This window comes from Williamsia sp. D3 (assembly GCF_000506245.1).
Lineage (GTDB): Bacteria > Actinomycetota > Actinomycetes > Mycobacteriales > Mycobacteriaceae > Williamsia > Williamsia muralis.
Map to the genome: position 1 here is coordinate 131,721 of NZ_AYTE01000031.1, position 13,832 is coordinate 145,552.

General features: G+C 63.7%; 22 protein-coding genes and 1 pseudogene. 16 read left to right on the plus strand and 7 right to left on the minus strand.

The window, feature by feature from the left end:
- The first annotated feature begins 93 nt into the window (after positions 1 to 93).
- Positions 94 to 1,883, plus strand: a pseudogene (locus tag W823_RS48675) (long-chain fatty acid--CoA ligase).
- Between the two features lie 106 nt (positions 1,884 to 1,989).
- On the opposite strand, the gene W823_RS58190 reads toward W823_RS48675, so the two are convergent.
- From W823_RS58190 to W823_RS48700, 7 genes are all read right to left on the minus strand, one after another.
- The gene (locus tag W823_RS58190; protein ID WP_161634031.1) at positions 1,990 to 2,157 is read right to left on the minus strand and encodes a hypothetical protein; all 168 of its coding nucleotides are present in this window, start codon (positions 2,155 to 2,157) and stop codon (positions 1,990 to 1,992) included.
- A 287-nt stretch (positions 2,158 to 2,444) separates the two neighbouring features.
- Positions 2,445 to 2,771 carry a hypothetical protein gene (locus W823_RS48680; protein WP_023960505.1) on the minus strand — a complete coding sequence of 109 codons (327 nt, stop codon included), beginning with the start codon at positions 2,769 to 2,771 and terminating at the stop codon, positions 2,445 to 2,447.
- 250 nt (positions 2,772 to 3,021) lie between these two features.
- Positions 3,022 to 4,164 (minus strand): site-specific integrase, encoded by a 1,143-nt coding sequence (locus W823_RS48685; protein ID WP_023960507.1) that lies wholly within the window; start codon positions 4,162 to 4,164, stop codon positions 3,022 to 3,024.
- A 9-nt stretch (positions 4,165 to 4,173) separates the two neighbouring features.
- Positions 4,174 to 4,884, minus strand: a complete 711-nt coding sequence (locus W823_RS48690) for a hypothetical protein (RefSeq protein ID WP_152538115.1) — start codon at positions 4,882 to 4,884, stop codon at positions 4,174 to 4,176.
- Positions 4,881 to 5,108 (minus strand): DUF3263 domain-containing protein, encoded by a 228-nt coding sequence (locus W823_RS57410; protein WP_081729867.1) that lies wholly within the window; start codon positions 5,106 to 5,108, stop codon positions 4,881 to 4,883. Before W823_RS57410 ends, W823_RS48690 begins: the two co-directional genes overlap by 4 nt.
- Before the next feature lie 9 nt (positions 5,109 to 5,117).
- The gene (locus tag W823_RS48695) at positions 5,118 to 5,492 is read right to left on the minus strand and encodes a hypothetical protein (protein WP_051406617.1); all 375 of its coding nucleotides are present in this window, start codon (positions 5,490 to 5,492) and stop codon (positions 5,118 to 5,120) included.
- A gap of 140 nt (positions 5,493 to 5,632) precedes the next feature.
- Complete coding sequence (locus W823_RS48700; RefSeq protein ID WP_023960513.1) at positions 5,633 to 6,187, minus strand: hypothetical protein; 555 nt, start codon at positions 6,185 to 6,187, stop codon at positions 5,633 to 5,635.
- Positions 6,188 to 6,409: 222 nt separating this feature from the next.
- On the opposite strand from W823_RS48700, the gene W823_RS48705 reads away from it, so the two are divergent.
- From W823_RS48705 to W823_RS48765, 15 genes are all read left to right on the plus strand, one after another.
- The gene (locus W823_RS48705) at positions 6,410 to 6,616 is read left to right on the plus strand and encodes a helix-turn-helix transcriptional regulator (protein WP_152538116.1); all 207 of its coding nucleotides are present in this window, start codon (positions 6,410 to 6,412) and stop codon (positions 6,614 to 6,616) included.
- Positions 6,617 to 6,668: 52 nt separating this feature from the next.
- Positions 6,669 to 6,896: a helix-turn-helix domain-containing protein gene (locus tag W823_RS48710; RefSeq protein WP_023960517.1), complete on the plus strand. Its 228-nt coding sequence runs from the start codon at positions 6,669 to 6,671 to the stop codon at positions 6,894 to 6,896.
- A 103-nt stretch (positions 6,897 to 6,999) separates the two neighbouring features.
- The gene (locus W823_RS58195; RefSeq protein WP_023960519.1) at positions 7,000 to 7,167 is read left to right on the plus strand and encodes a hypothetical protein; all 168 of its coding nucleotides are present in this window, start codon (positions 7,000 to 7,002) and stop codon (positions 7,165 to 7,167) included.
- The gene (locus W823_RS48715) at positions 7,164 to 7,451 is read left to right on the plus strand and encodes a hypothetical protein (protein WP_023960521.1); all 288 of its coding nucleotides are present in this window, start codon (positions 7,164 to 7,166) and stop codon (positions 7,449 to 7,451) included. Before W823_RS58195 ends, W823_RS48715 begins: the two co-directional genes overlap by 4 nt.
- Entirely contained in the window at positions 7,448 to 7,654 is a 207-nt protein-coding gene (locus W823_RS48720; RefSeq protein WP_023960523.1) for a hypothetical protein, read from the plus strand. Before W823_RS48715 ends, W823_RS48720 begins: the two co-directional genes overlap by 4 nt.
- 171 nt (positions 7,655 to 7,825) lie before the next feature.
- Positions 7,826 to 8,065, plus strand: coding sequence for a hypothetical protein (locus W823_RS48725; RefSeq protein ID WP_152538117.1), 240 nt, complete (start codon positions 7,826 to 7,828; stop codon positions 8,063 to 8,065).
- Positions 8,062 to 8,382 carry a hypothetical protein gene (locus W823_RS48730; protein WP_023960529.1) on the plus strand — a complete coding sequence of 107 codons (321 nt, stop codon included), beginning with the start codon at positions 8,062 to 8,064 and terminating at the stop codon, positions 8,380 to 8,382. The genes W823_RS48725 and W823_RS48730 overlap by 4 nt, the downstream gene beginning before the upstream one ends.
- Positions 8,379 to 8,753: a hypothetical protein gene (locus W823_RS48735; RefSeq protein WP_023960531.1), complete on the plus strand. Its 375-nt coding sequence runs from the start codon at positions 8,379 to 8,381 to the stop codon at positions 8,751 to 8,753. Before W823_RS48730 ends, W823_RS48735 begins: the two co-directional genes overlap by 4 nt.
- Positions 8,750 to 8,935 carry a hypothetical protein gene (locus tag W823_RS48740; protein ID WP_023960533.1) on the plus strand — a complete coding sequence of 62 codons (186 nt, stop codon included), beginning with the start codon at positions 8,750 to 8,752 and terminating at the stop codon, positions 8,933 to 8,935. The genes W823_RS48735 and W823_RS48740 overlap by 4 nt, the downstream gene beginning before the upstream one ends.
- Positions 8,932 to 9,828 carry a YqaJ viral recombinase family protein gene (locus W823_RS48745; RefSeq protein ID WP_023960535.1) on the plus strand — a complete coding sequence of 299 codons (897 nt, stop codon included), beginning with the start codon at positions 8,932 to 8,934 and terminating at the stop codon, positions 9,826 to 9,828. The genes W823_RS48740 and W823_RS48745 overlap by 4 nt, the downstream gene beginning before the upstream one ends.
- Positions 9,825 to 10,787: a hypothetical protein gene (locus W823_RS48750; protein ID WP_023960537.1), complete on the plus strand. Its 963-nt coding sequence runs from the start codon at positions 9,825 to 9,827 to the stop codon at positions 10,785 to 10,787. Before W823_RS48745 ends, W823_RS48750 begins: the two co-directional genes overlap by 4 nt.
- 125 nt (positions 10,788 to 10,912) lie before the next feature.
- Positions 10,913 to 11,269 (plus strand): hypothetical protein, encoded by a 357-nt coding sequence (locus tag W823_RS56760; RefSeq protein ID WP_152538118.1) that lies wholly within the window; start codon positions 10,913 to 10,915, stop codon positions 11,267 to 11,269.
- Positions 11,266 to 11,562: a YegP family protein gene (locus W823_RS48755; protein WP_023960541.1), complete on the plus strand. Its 297-nt coding sequence runs from the start codon at positions 11,266 to 11,268 to the stop codon at positions 11,560 to 11,562. Before W823_RS56760 ends, W823_RS48755 begins: the two co-directional genes overlap by 4 nt.
- A complete protein-coding gene (locus tag W823_RS48760) occupies positions 11,559 to 12,059 on the plus strand; it encodes a hypothetical protein (protein ID WP_023960543.1) in 501 nt (166 codons plus the stop codon). The genes W823_RS48755 and W823_RS48760 overlap by 4 nt, the downstream gene beginning before the upstream one ends.
- A gap of 180 nt (positions 12,060 to 12,239) precedes the next feature.
- Positions 12,240 to 13,280: a site-specific DNA-methyltransferase gene (locus W823_RS48765; RefSeq protein WP_023960545.1), complete on the plus strand. Its 1,041-nt coding sequence runs from the start codon at positions 12,240 to 12,242 to the stop codon at positions 13,278 to 13,280.
- Positions 13,281 to 13,832: the final 552 nt, after the last annotated feature.

A 13,832-nucleotide genomic window follows, 5' to 3' on the forward strand; every position in this document is an offset into this window, starting at 1 on the left:
GTAGGTTCGAAAGGTAACCTAACCCACAGTTGACGGGTTCCGAGTGCCTCGGTTACCCGCCTCTCCGACACTCCCCTGCCGCAGGAGGCCCTTGTGCAAGAAGTTTCAGTGCCGTCCGACTTCGTCGTTCCGGAAAAGGCGTCCATCGTTGACTCGATGTTGCGGCACCGCGACGAGTCACCGACCAAGGGGCTGTTCAAGCGTCGCGGTGACGACGGCTCCTGGACTCCGATCACCACAAAGGAGTTCGCCGACCTGGTGGACAAGGTTGCCAAGGGTTTGATCGCGTCCGGCATCAAGCACGGCGACCGGGTCTCGATCTGCTCGGCCACCCGCTACGAGTGGACAGTCCTCGACTACGCCGTGTGGCGCGCCGCGGGAACCACGGTCGCCATCTACGAGACCTCCGCCCCGTCGCAGGTGCAGTACATCGTCGAGAACTCCGAGACCTCCCTGCTGTTGGTCGAAACATCCGCCCAGAAGCAGCAACACAGCTCGGTACTCGCCGATAGTGCGGATCTCAAAGAGATCCTGGTGATCGACGAAGGTGCCATCGACGAGCTCGTTCGCCGTGGCGAGTCCGTTGACGATTCCGAGCTCGATCAGCGTCTCGCCAACACCCTGTCGAGCGACATCGCCACTCTGGTCTACACATCCGGAACCACGGGCAAGCCCAAGGGCGTCGCACTCACCCACGCGAACTTCCTGCACGAATGCCACGGCGTGCGTGTCACACTCGGCGACCTGATGTCCGAAGGCAGTTCGACCCTGCTGTTCCTGCCGCTCGCGCACGTGTTCGCCCGGATCATCTCGGTCGCCTCGATCGTGCACCTCGTTCAGCTCGGCCACACCACCGTGGGGCCGACACTCCTCGATGATCTTGCGGCCTTCAAGCCCAGCTACCTCCTGTCGGTCCCCCGCGTGTTCGAAAAGGTGTACAACAGCGCCAAGCAGAAGGCCGAGGACGGCGGCAAGGGCAAGATCTTCGGGGCTGCCACCGACACCGCCATCGAGTACTCGAAGGCACTGGAGAACGGCGGAGCCGGGCTGGTCCTCAAGGCCAAGCACAAGGTGTTCGACGTGCTCGTCTATTCCAAGCTCCGCGCGGCGCTCGGTGGCGAGTGCACAAGCGCAGTCTCCGGCGGGGCCGCCCTCGGCGCCCGACTCGGACACTTCTTCCGGGGCATCGGAATCCCCATCTACGAGGCTACGGCCTGAGTGAGACCACCGCTGCCGTCACGGTCAATGCCGAAGGCGCACAACGCATCGGAACAGTCGGCCGTCCGGTGTACGGACAATCGGTCGCCATTGCCGACGACGGCGAGGTGCTACTGAAGGGCCCCGTGGTCTTCGGCGGGTACTGGAAGAACGAGCAGGCCACGGCCGAGGCCATCAAGGATGGCTGGTTCCACACCGGTGACATCGGGACGCTTGATGACGGCTACCTGTCGATCACCGGCCGCAAGAAGGAACTCATCGTCACCGCCGGCGGCAAGAACGTCTCCCCCGCGCAGATGGAAGATGCGATCCGCGCGCATCCGCTGGTCAGTCAGGCGCTGGTCGTCGGTGACAACAAGCCCTTCATCGCCGCTCTGGTCACCCTTGACCCCGAAGCATTGCCCGGTTGGCTCGAGCGCAACAACCTCCCCGCCGACACCGCGGTCGCGGATCTCGTCGATAACAAGACGTTGATCGCCGACATCGACGTGGCCATCAAAACCGCAAACGACCAGGTGTCAAAGGCCGAGGCCATCAAGAAGTTCCGGATCATCGAGAACGACTTCACCATCGAGACGGGCGAGTTGACGCCCACCCTCAAGCTCAAGCGCAACGTCATCCATGACTCCCACGCCGACGAGATCGAGGGCCTCTACACCAAGTAGCGGCAGAGACCACGCGAGCGGTTGGCACCCACAGGTGCCAACCGCTCGTCTATTTTTCCGGAGGTTATGCGGACTGCTCTGGCAGCCGGGAGTTACGTGTCGACGGCTACTTCAGGACGAGTATTAGAACGACAACCGCCAAGATCGCGGCGAGGATGAGCCACTCCCACTTGTCGCCGCCGTTCTTGTCTCCACTGTTCTTCCGTTCGGGCTCAGGTCTGTTGAGTGCACGGAATCCACTCGTCCATGGCGGCGGGGGCGGAAACGGACTCACAACAAACACCTTTCGAAGACTGCACTTTTTGGTCTGTGGGGCAAACGATCCGTGCCGGCGGTTTCGTTCCCGGTGGCGATCGACGTCACACCACAGCTCAGCCGACGCCTGGTGCTCAATCCGTGGCAGTCGCGACATGTCCGAGAGATGTTGTCGCTGTGCGACACATCAGTGGAGCTGCCCGCGTGAGTCCAGCGACATCGTGTCGTTGTCTGCGAGAGACAACGCGGACCGACTGCCGACGCCACGGCAGTCAGGCCGTCGCGCGACGTCGCCGGCCAGAAGACTCACGGATCACGTTCGCCGACAACCCCTTCCGCCGGTCGAAGCGCCCATCCAGGAACCCAATGGGTCACCTTCTCCTCTCTCCCCTTGGCCGGGATGGTGTAGGTGACCTTGCCGAACCATTCACCCCATTCGGTCATGCCCCACTCGGTGAGCACTCCCATCGTCTTCTTCCGGAATTGGAGTCCGTCGGGGTGATAGGACCCCGAGTGGTGGGGTTGGTAGGCGTACAGCGTGATCAGGTCAACCGTCACCGCCATATGCCCGACCCTCACAAAGGCCGGACGGCGCGGTTGCCCGCTGTCTCCTCCGATTCCGGCCGTCTTCATGGTTCGACCATACGTTCGAATCGGTGCTAGTCTCAAGCCCGGCGGGGCGGTCACCTGTGGACGTGGATTTCGGACATGGAGGAGCCGCCCTGTCTATCGGCAACGCGTACGCCTCGAACCAATTCGCCGCGGATCTGCGTCAGTTACGACGACGCCGACGTTTGCGTACGAAACTCCGGCGGCAGCCGGCGCAAAGATCTGTGGTGCGCGAGGGGGGACTTGAACCCCGGCTTTCATGCAGGTCAGCCAGTCACTCAGCCCGTTTTGCCCACATAATGCCCACGGCTGAATCCAAACGATTCGCCACATCATCGAGATCATCGTCGAAAAGATCGGCGTACACATCGAGCGTCATCGCCGCCGACGAGTGCCCGAGCATCTTCTGAATCGCCTTCACATTGGCCCCGGCTTGGACCGCGAGAGACGCTGCAGTGTGGCGCAGATCATGCGGGGTGAACCGGGGAAGGCCGGCCGCGATGATCGACTGCTGCCACCAACCGCGGGTGTACGGCGGCAACGGCAGGTGCTTCCCATCCTTCGACCACACCAACTCGTGGGGCCCCTTGCCCTCGCACAGTGCGGCGATGCGGCCCATCAGAAAGGCCGGCACCGGCACGGTGCGCTCGCGGTGACTTTTCGTGGTGCCCTCGATGATCGTGCCGTCGACCTCGACCGCGTTGTCCCGAACCACCAAACGCTTGCGGAGCGCGTTCACACCGCGCACCCGCAGACCTGTCGCCTCACCCCACCGGATGCCCGTGTAGCCGAGCGTGAGGGCCAGGACCGCGCGGGCCTCAGCGTCGATGGACGTCTGCTCGATCGCCTCGGCGAACGCGTGCAGCTGCTCGTGCGTGAGGTAGAGCTTGCGCTTGGACCCCTTGCGCGGCAAATCCATCCCGTCGGCCGGGTTCATGCCGATCAGTCGATCTCGGACCGCATCGGCCAGGATGCCGTGAAGCACCTGGTGCGCGTAGATCACGCCGGTCGCGGCCAGCGGCTCGAGGTCCTCGGCCGCCGTCTCCTTGCGCGGCATCTTCTTCAGCGTCGACAGCCAGTCCTGCACCTCGGTTGGCCGGATCTCGCCGATCGACACATCACCCCACCGAGGCTCCACCCGATGCCGCCACGCGATTGAGATGGGTTTGCGCGCCGACGGCTTGAGCCCGGACTGCCGGGCCACCCACTTCTCGCCCAGCTCCCCTACCGTCACCCGGCCGGCCAGCGGATCAATCCACGTCCCCTGCATCAGCTTCAGGAGGTTGTCTGCCGCCCATGCCTCGGCCGCCTTCTTCGTGAGAAAGCCGCGGCGGTCGGTCTGCGTGCCGTCAGGCTTGCGATACCGGACGCGGTACCGCTTCCCCTTCGCCGTTGAGTAGGACTGGATGCTGGCCATGGCTGAACCTCAGAACGTCCAGCTCGACGAGGCGTTGCCGATCTCGTACCGCAACGTGCCCGAGGTGTTCTTGGAGTCGAGCGCAATCTTGTACGTGTACTTCGAGCTGGGCGAGAAGCCATCAGGCACCTGATTGTTCGTGCAGCCATAAGACGACACAGTCCAGTTGCCGGTCTCGGTCACGCCGTCCGGGCCGACGATCGCGAAGTCCTGAGGGTCGAGTATTGACGCGTAGTCCTCGGTGTAGTTCGCCGTGGTCTGCACATCCAGGGTCACGACGATCAGATGCCCATTCTTGGGCTCACTGACGTACGAGTCAGTGCAGTCGCCGTCGACCTCAATTGACGTAACGGCGTAGTCGAGAATTTCGGTGCCGTCACCAGTCAGCGTGATGACCTCGCCGAGACCGCGAACCGGTCTAGTCGGAGAAGGCGCTGTCGTCCGAGCGGCGGTCGTCTCGGCGGCCGCGGGTGGCGTGTACGTCTGGAAAGTGCGGCTTGCGCCGGCCGATTTCGAGCCCGAGTTGCTCGCCGCCAGCATCACGACAGCTACCACCAGACCGATGATCACGACCAGCGCAACGCAGCTACCCCCGATCAGGAGGCGTTTGTTACGACGTCGCTGGCGTTCCAGCTCTGCGTTGATCATGGCGTCCGTAACCGGTGGTGGCCCCTGGTTCCATTGGGGGCCTTGCGGTGGCGGGTTGTACGGGCCGGTCATCGTAGGTCTCTCCTCTGTCGCCTGGCCGCCTCTCGGCCGTCTCGTATCCGACGAAGACGTTTCACCAGGTGGGGATCGTGTGCGTGAGCTTCGGGATCATCTAATACTGCGTTGAGACGTTGCGCGTACCGAATGGGGCCCCATCCGAACTGGTCGCGGATCGCCGCCTCTTTGTTGCCGGCATACCTCCACCACTTCCCCTCCGAATTCGAGTATCTGGCGATCGAGGTCTGTCACAACGCCCCCTGCGTCCAGTCGTCGCCCAGCGCGTCCTCGAGCTCGGCCACTTCGATCGGATCCAGGAAGTGCAGCCGGTCGGCCAGGATGTCCCGGGTCACCCACAGCTCCTCGGCCATCTGCTCGCAGCTGTCGTGGCGCCAGCGGAACGCGGCGGCCAGTTCGTCGATCGTGATGAGCTGGCACGCGGTGAGCCTGCGGACGATGAGTTCCTCGGCGTGGGTGATCGGGAACGCGGCCCGTTCGTAGTGGAACAGCTCGTGCGTCAGGGCGCAGCGTCGTTGGCGCTGGTTGAGCGCTGAGCTGATCCAGATGGTGGCCCCCTCCCGGTACCCGTGCAGACCCTTCGGGAGCCTGACCGTGGTGATCACCCGGACCTCCGGGTACCTCGTGCGTAGCGTGCGCCAAGGGTGCCATCGCTGACTTGGCATAGTCCCGGTCGTCATGGGCCGAATTCATATCGGACACCTACGACAATCGTTGTGGGACAACCGAATAACACGATTGTTATTCAGTCTGGCGGTTGCTCCGTGTATCCCGCATCGTCGATCTTCGGCCGGTACGCTGCGCCGCGCTCTTCCCAGTCCTCAGGGAACGGCGGGTCCTCGTCCTCGGCAAGGTCCTCGCCTTGATCGCCGGGTATCAAGGTCAAGCCCTTGCGCCGAGCCTCCTGGTCTTCGTTCGCTTCGCCCGGTGTTCGCGGTGCCGGCGCAGGCGTTTGTAGGTCTTCGGCATCAGTAGCTCCTCGCGACGCGACGATGCTGCGGATCAGCTCGTCTACGGCGCGGCGCTGGCGCTGATCGAGAAGGTTCGCCTCCTCGGGCGGGCGGTATGGTTCCCGCTCCCCGACTGGCTTGCCGGCTGCTTCACGCAGCTCCTCGATCCGGATATCCAGCACCGCCGCGAGCGCAGCCAAGACCTTCTCTGGAGGTCGGGTGCCGTGCTTGCCACTGAAGTACGGAATGACGGTGCTCTCGCCCACCCCGTAGTTGGTGGCAGCGCGGCCGATCTCCCGCACGCTGCGGTCGCCGCGGCGTCGGTTGAGTAGGTCGGAAAGTGCGCTCACGGTTACGGACGCTCCCTGTTTTTCAGCCTGTTCGAATAGTGGGAGAGTAACTGACCCAGTTACAAACTACGCGCATGTAGTTTCCTGACCTGCACGTCAGGCCCAGCCTTTCCGATTGCGCCGGTAACCGCTACCGGTTACATTGATTGACAGCTGGACAGTCATCAATCACTCGGTTACCGTGAGGAAGTCAACATGACAACAAGCCACAGGAGGCTCCTGGTGAAGCTCATCAGCCACCAAGTCCTCGACCAGTACATGGTCTTTCGAGAAGAATCGAACCGCTCCCTCGCCGAGAAAGTTGGGGTCAGCGTCTCGGTTATTGCGCACCTCCGACGCGGCGCGCGTACCTACTGCAAGCCTGCGGTAGGCCCCAAGATCGAGAAGGTTCTGAACGCCCCGCCCGGCTCTCTTTTTTGGCCGAAGTGATTGACGACTTGGCAGTCACCAACCGCAACGGGCACCCAGTAAAGGCGGCGTCATGACCGACTCTCCATACCTCTCGATCGAGGGTGCCGCTCGCTACATGGGCTGGGAAGGCCCCGGCACCCACACCAGCCCACACCCGCGCACAGTCAGCGACTGGTGCGCATCGCGGGAATTGCCTGCGACACAACGCAAACGGGGCGGCGTCTACAAGATCCACCGCGACGACATTGACCGCTTCATGCGCGCACTACGACAGACGCCCGATCGGCGCTCTGCATGACTTCCGCGCCGCCTGGGGTTGGCGGCGCGGGGACCAACCAAGAAAACGAACCCGCCGAGTGCCAGCTCGACGGGTTCCCGAGAAGGACTGACAAGGAGTCCCAGTGATTAACCACGATAACGCAGATGTCTTCGGCATCTACTTCGTGCTCGCGATGGTGGTGCTCGTAGCGCTGTCCGCGCTCGTCATCGCCTGCCGTCGAGACAAGAAGGCCGACGAGGACTTTGACCGCTACGAGGTCACCGAGGTCGACCGGGGTGAGATCCGATGACCACCACCCAGGCCCGCTACGGCAACCTCGCCGACAGCGTTCGGAAGGCCGGCCAGGCCCAGCTCGACCGCGAGCGCATGAAGGCCGGCCAGCTCCTGCTCGATCTGCAGGCCCGTTGTGCCGAGCAGCTCATCGACGCCACGATCACGTTCATCGGCGGCGGTCGGGTCCGCGTCACGCTCTACGGCGTCGACTGGGACCTCAACGTGCAGGAGATGGGCGAGGACGTCTCCGACGTCATCGACAAGGCGCTCGACGAGCTGAACCGCAAGGGACGCTCATGAACCTCACCGAGGTCGCCGAAGCGATCCCCGCGCCTGACGGATACGCCTGGACTGTCGTGTCCTACGACCGATACAGCCTGGCCGAGCGCAGCGCCGCACCCACGCTCTACCTCGAGTACAGCCACGACGGCATGACCAAGATGGTCTACCTCGTCGGCCAGCATGATCTCGCGCCGGAGGTGGTCACCAATGGCCAGAGCTGACACCGTCCAGGAAGTCATCGACTGGCTCCTCGCCGAGGGCCACATCACTGAAGCCGATCTCGTCGGCGCCAAGATCGTCGTCTGCTCGCGGGGCGGTGATGAGTGATGCAGTGCATTCGTTGCGACCGGCCACGGCGGAAGAGCGGCGGCGGACCATTCTGCTCAGTGCACATGGTTCAGGACTGGGTGTACCGCACACCGCAAGGTGACGAGATCGTTGACGAGTTCGCCATCGAGCGCGCAATGGCCGGGCGCCGCGTTGAAATCACCACTACCGAACGAACCGAGGCGGTTCGTCGACTCACTGAGCAGGGTCATTCGGCACGCGAGATCGGCCTTCGACTCCGCATTTCGGAGCGCCACGTCCTGCGATACCGGAGCCGTATCCGGTGGCTGGCGGAGGCGTCATGAGCGCCCAGGACGCCTTCATTCCGAACCCGCGGTCGATCACCCGATGCCGCGGCTGCAAGGCCCGCATCTTCTTCGTGTCCACCGACCGCTCCGAGAAGATGCCCGTCGACGTTGCCCCGGTCCCCGACGGCAACCTCGCGATCACCGAGGCCCCGCCGACTCGTGGCCGCGACGGTCCCCTGCCGACAGCTGTGGTGCTCCGCAAGGGCCAGGCACTCGGCATGCGCTACGCGGGACTTCCCGTGTACCAGGCCCACTTTCGCAACTGCCCCAACGCGGACGAGTTCCGCAAAGCAGCCAGGAGTCGACGCAAATGACCGAGACCACCATCACGGCCGCCGACATCGTCACCAAGGTGCGCGAGGTCGCCGCCCGTGAACCCCACCGCTACTACCGCGTGCCCCTCGGCGGCGAGCGCTACTACGTGTACGACGACCAGCCCAGCTCGCTTGAGGGTATGGCGCTCTGGGAGCTAGGCCTGATCGACACCACGATCCAACGCCGGTTCATGAACGAGCTGAGCATCCGCGACCTGATCGTCTCGCTCGGGATCGAAGCCGACGAAGCAGATATCAACTGGCTCCGCTGGTCCCAGCACTACGGCGACCACCTGGACCCCTGGGCCACAGCCGTAGAGAAGGCGGACCAGAACACCGCGCTTGGCCTGAAGTACGGACTCGCGTCATGAGGGGCCAGGTGCTCTACGAGAAGGGCGTCGGCGGCAAGCAGGAACCCATTAACGGCGAGGTGCTGATGGAGGACCCAAACGTCGTCTACGTCGTCACCGAGACCGCCTCGCACTACATCCCCTGGGCTCGCGTCATTCACATCGTCGAAGCCCATCCCACCAACGAAGAGGACACCCAGTGACGTTCATTCCGCCCGGGTCAGCTGAATGGCTCAAGCTGATCACGCCGTCGAAAGTGCCATCTATCCTTGGCGTCTCGCGGTTCAAGTCGCAATTCACGTTGTGGCACGAGATGGCCGGCATAGTCGAGCAGACGCCGATCAAGGACGCCCAGCAGGACGACTTTGACTACGGCCACGCAGCCGAGATGGCGGCCGCCGAGTACTGGAAGTACAAGAACCCCGGATGGCTCATCTCGCGGGGTGAGGTCCAGACGAGCAACCCCGCGCTGCCGTTCGCCAACCTCGCGACTGTCGATCGCCGCGGCGTCCGTGGCAGCCTCCGCCGGGTCGTCGAAGTGAAGACCGCGCGTGACCTCTTGGAGTGGGGCGACGACGGGTCAGGCATTGTCCCGCAGGACTACACCGCCCAGGTCATCACCCAGCAACTGATCACCGGGTGGACCGACCCCGCCAACATCGTCCTCTGGCCCCAGTACGGCAAGCCGAAGATCTACGTCATCGAGTACGACCAGCAGATCGCGACCGCCATCATCGAGCGCTGCCAGCAGTGGATGACGTCACTGACTGAGCTGGTCCGTCCGCCTCTCGATGACTCGATCAGCTGCTACGAGACCGTCAAGGCACTGCACCCCGACATTGACGACACCGACGCGCCGATCGACCCGGAGCTCGCCGCCGATTACCTCGCGACCAACGCCGCTCTCAAGGCGGCGAAGAAGCGCGAGCAGGGCCTCAAGACCCGCCTGCTCGACGCGATGGGCAGCAGCCACTACGCCGTCGTCGGCGACCAACGAATCGCGGATCGTCGTCCAGCCCGTGGCGACTCCGTTGCGCTCTACCCGAATCCGAAGATCGACCCGCAATCCCTCCTTACGAAAGGCGTCGCAGCATGACAATCGAACAGAGCACCGAGATCACAACCCTTCCCGCCCAGCAAAACCCGATCAGCAGCGGCGCCATCTCGCAGCTGGCTGAACAGGCCGCCGCCATGCAGGCCGCCAGCCAGCTCGGTGAGGCGCTCGCCGCGTCTGATCTGGCCCCAGTGGACTACAAGCGCAAGGCTGGCAACGCGACCGTCGCGATTCTGTACGGCGCCGAACTGGGCCTGTCCCCCATTCAGTCGATCCAGCAGATCTTCGTTGTTCACGGCAAGCCAGCCATCTACGCCCGGACGATGGTCGCTCTGGTCAAGACCCGCGGGTACGCGGTGCAGACCGTCTCTTCCACCGATGAGTCCGTGACCGTCAAGGCCGTCGACCTGAAGACTGGGATCGAGGAAGCGTCGACATGGGACATCGCCCGTGCCCGAAAGGCCGGCTACCTCACCAACAAGAAGTACGAGAGCGACCCTCAGGCAATGCTGTACGCCAAAGCTGCAACCGAGGTGTGCCGCAAGATCGCCCCCGAGGTGCTGCTCGGTATTCCGTACAGCCGCGAGGAACTCGAACTCGAAGACCAGCCAACGCCCATTCGTCGGGTCCGCAACGAGAGTGGCGTCGACGGACTGCGAAACGCACTTGGCGTCGGCCCTGAGGCCACCTCGGATTCGGTCGAGAAACAGGACACCACGCAGGTCAAGGCACCAGCCAAGCCGACGAAGAAGCAGGCCGACGAGCTTGACCGACTATTCGCTGATGCCAACCTCGAGACCAACAACTGGGCTGCCAGGTACGTCGTGATCAACAGGACGGTCAACCGGGCGGAGCCCGTCACCGACATCCGAACCCTTACCCGTGACGAAGTCGCAGACCTCATCACCACGCTGGGCGGCCTTCAAGCAGAGGGAGTCCTGGTCGAGACGGTCGAGAACATGCTCCTCGAGGACGCCCAGGCCAAAGACGCTCAGAACTAATCCCCTGCCTCCGACAACACCAAGGACTGAAACACCATGGGACACATTACTGAAGCACCCGAAAACCTGGCCGTCGCAACCCGCACCCGCTCGTCAAAGCGGCCAAGGTGAAGATCGTCGGCGGCATGAGCGAGTACGCCCTCGACGATCCGCCCGAGTACGGCGAATACCGCACCTACGTCGTCAAGGCATGGTGCAAGAAGGTCCACCTCGACCAGGTGGACGGCGAGCCCCGCATGGTCGTCGACATGTGCCAGGTCTCGATGTACGAGCAGGGCAAGGTACCGATCGTCGACGAGAAGCAGCCGGGCCTGTTCGACGCCGACGACGAGACCAGGACCGACGGCGAGGGCGACGAGCCCCAGACGCTCGGCGACGCCATGGGCCTCGTCTCGGTGCCCGAGCTGCCAGGTGACGACGAGCAGCCGAACGGCGAGGAGCGCAAGGCAGCGATGTTCTCCGACGGTGGTGATGAAGCGTGATCGTCCACGACAATCCCGCGGGCAAGATCACGCGCGGCACCATTGTTGTCTACTCCGGCGTCATCGCTGGGCCAGGGATGGCCGATTGGTACTGGCGGGCGAAGGCCAGGAACGGCTCGACCCTGGCTCAGGGTGAGGGATACGCGCGCCGTGACCGCTGCCTGTCGACACTCGACTCGCTCTTCGGAACACGGTCGACCTTCTTCGACCTGGGTAAGGCCCCCGTCACCCCGTGGCGTTTGGTTGTCGAGAAGCGTGACGGCACGGTCGACTGGATCGGGCAGATCCAGTGAGCGCGCCCCACCTGGAGGCCGTCGCCAAGGCGATGTGGGGAGGCCGAAACAACCAGGGCCCCAGGACTGCAGCGAACAGCGCTGCCGACTCCGATGACTGGGTCACGGCGCAGCACTACTGGATTCCACGCGCAGCAGATGCCATTCGTGAGTTCACCAAGAACGGCCCGCTACCCGCACCTGACATCACCGACGCCGACCACGGCAACTTCGTGCGCGACTGGTTCGGTCAGGTCTCAGACGAAGAGCTGGGCGGCGAACGCCAGTGGACTGACGGCGCTGAAGGTCTCGGCGAATTGGTCCGAGGTCGAGGACTCGACCTGATCGACAAGATCGAGGAGCGCGGCGACTTGATCGAGACGGTCGCCGAAGTCATGCACAACAACTCTGGCACGTCCGCCGCGTGGCCCAGCCAGTACGCCCACGAGTACCGAGCCCGGGCTAAAGGTCTGCTCGCGAGCCCTCGCATCAAGATCACCCTGGCGGATGGCTCATGACCACTGAGCCGTGCTGGATCTGCGATCGCGACGAGGACAGGGAGCCCGACGCGTGATCGCCTACCTCGAAATGTGCTGGCACCGTTGGGCCCTCCGCCACTGGCAGAGATCCCGGCTCAACGGTGCCCAGCCACCCGCTGTCATCTGTGGGTGCGGTGTGGTGTGGGAGGACGCGCCGACATGAGCCTGCACTACCGAGACGACTCCGCGACCCTCTACCTCGGCGATGCGCTCGCCGTCGCGCGCGAGCTGCCGGCGCAATCTGTCGATTGCATCGTCACCAGCCCGCCATACTTCGGACTTCGGGACTACGGCGTCGATGGGCAATACGGGCTCGAAGAGTCGCCCATCGAGTATGCCGAGACGTTGCGAGCGTTGTTCTCCGAGCTGCGTCGTGTGCTTGCCGACGACGGAACACTCTGGTTGAACCTCGGTGACAGCTATGCCGGGTCTTGGGGCAACCAGGGGCACAACCCCCATCGCGACGACTTCCATACGAAACAGCGAGCGGCCGACGCGTTCAGGCACTCGGCGTCACGCACCGGCGCCATTCGCCCTGGTGGCCCACCTGCGAAAAACCTATTCGGCATTCCCTGGCGCGTCGCGTTCGCGCTCCAGGACGACGGCTGGATTCTGCGCAACGACGTCATCTGGTCAAAGGCGAACGGTATGCCGGAGAGCATTACAGATCGGCTCAGTAAGCGGCACGAGCACGTCTTTCTGTTGACAAAATCGTCACGCTACTTCTTTGACCTCGACGCTATTCGGGTGCAGTACGACGGCGACCGTGATCTCTCCCGCCGATCTAGGTCTGGTGGCGTCAACAAAGAGAACTCCATCGCGCGTCGATGGGGTCGGCCAGAGGCCACGCCGCCAGGCGCGAATCCGCAAACTAATGGTGGCCCCACGGGGGAACGGCACACCGCCGCTCATCCACGCGGTCGCAACCCGGGTGATGTGTGGACCATTGCAACGCAACCGTTTCCGGGCGCACACTTCGCCACCATGCCGGTGACTCTGGCCGAACGATGCATCCAGGCCGGATGCAAACCCCGCGGCACTGTCCTCGACCCGTTCAGCGGAAGTGGCACCACGGGACTCGCAGCAGCCCGCCATGGGCGGAAGTACGTCGGCATCGACATCAACCGCGAGTACCTCGACCTGTCGCTACGGACGCGGCTGCAGGCCGCCACGCTCGACTTCGAAGGGACTGGTACCTGATGGCCAACTCTGCAGGAATGCTCAAAGAATCGATCTGGCGCGACAAGGACTTCCGCGCCATCAGCCGCACCGCACAGACCACGTACGGTCAGCTCCTCAGCCAGAAGGAGCTCGACCGCGCGGGCATTCAGCCGCTCCAGGTCGCCAAGTGGGCCAAGGGTTGTGACTCGATCACCAGCGAGGACGTCTGGTCCGATCTGAAGGAGCTGGAAGCCGCCCGTTTCGTGTTCGTCGACGAGGACACCGATGAGGTGTTCGTGCGCTCGTACATGCGTCAGAGCGACATCACCCGCTACCCGAACATCCTCAAGAACGCTCTGCGCTGCGCCACCATGGTCGCCTCGGAGAAGCTGCGTCACGAGCTGGCGGTCGAGCTGAGGCGGTTGCGTCGAGCGGAGGCCACGAAGGTGGCTGACGAGATCGATCCCATCGAACCGTCAGAGAACCGTTCCCACAACGGTTCTGAAACCGTTGTGCAAACCGTTCCCGAACCGTCTAACCCTTCCGAAACCGTTTCGGAACCCCCGGGAGTGGGAGAGGGAGTGGGAGAGG

Bases quoted from the DNA above. Each gene is read 5' to 3' on its own strand.
- W823_RS48750 (WP_023960537.1), top strand. From the start codon at position 9,825: ATGACAATCGAACAGAGCACCGAGATCACAACCCTTCCCGCCCAGCAA.
- W823_RS48740 (WP_023960533.1), top strand. From the start codon at position 8,750: ATGAGGGGCCAGGTGCTCTACGAGAAGGGCGTCGGCGGCAAGCAGGAA.
- W823_RS48685 (WP_023960507.1), bottom strand. From the start codon at position 4,164: ATGGCCAGCATCCAGTCCTACTCAACGGCGAAGGGGAAGCGGTACCGC.
- W823_RS48690 (WP_152538115.1), bottom strand. From the start codon at position 4,884: ATGACCGGCCCGTACAACCCGCCACCGCAAGGCCCCCAATGGAACCAG.
- W823_RS48765 (WP_023960545.1), top strand. From the start codon at position 12,240: ATGAGCCTGCACTACCGAGACGACTCCGCGACCCTCTACCTCGGCGAT.
- W823_RS56760 (WP_152538118.1), top strand. From the start codon at position 10,913: ATGAGCGAGTACGCCCTCGACGATCCGCCCGAGTACGGCGAATACCGC.
- W823_RS48680 (WP_023960505.1), bottom strand. From the start codon at position 2,771: ATGAAGACGGCCGGAATCGGAGGAGACAGCGGGCAACCGCGCCGTCCG.
- W823_RS48710 (WP_023960517.1), top strand. From the start codon at position 6,669: ATGACCGACTCTCCATACCTCTCGATCGAGGGTGCCGCTCGCTACATG.
- W823_RS48720 (WP_023960523.1), top strand. From the start codon at position 7,448: ATGAACCTCACCGAGGTCGCCGAAGCGATCCCCGCGCCTGACGGATAC.
- W823_RS48725 (WP_152538117.1), top strand. From the start codon at position 7,826: ATGGTTCAGGACTGGGTGTACCGCACACCGCAAGGTGACGAGATCGTT.
- W823_RS48735 (WP_023960531.1), top strand. From the start codon at position 8,379: ATGACCGAGACCACCATCACGGCCGCCGACATCGTCACCAAGGTGCGC.
- W823_RS48715 (WP_023960521.1), top strand. From the start codon at position 7,164: ATGACCACCACCCAGGCCCGCTACGGCAACCTCGCCGACAGCGTTCGG.
- W823_RS48730 (WP_023960529.1), top strand. From the start codon at position 8,062: ATGAGCGCCCAGGACGCCTTCATTCCGAACCCGCGGTCGATCACCCGA.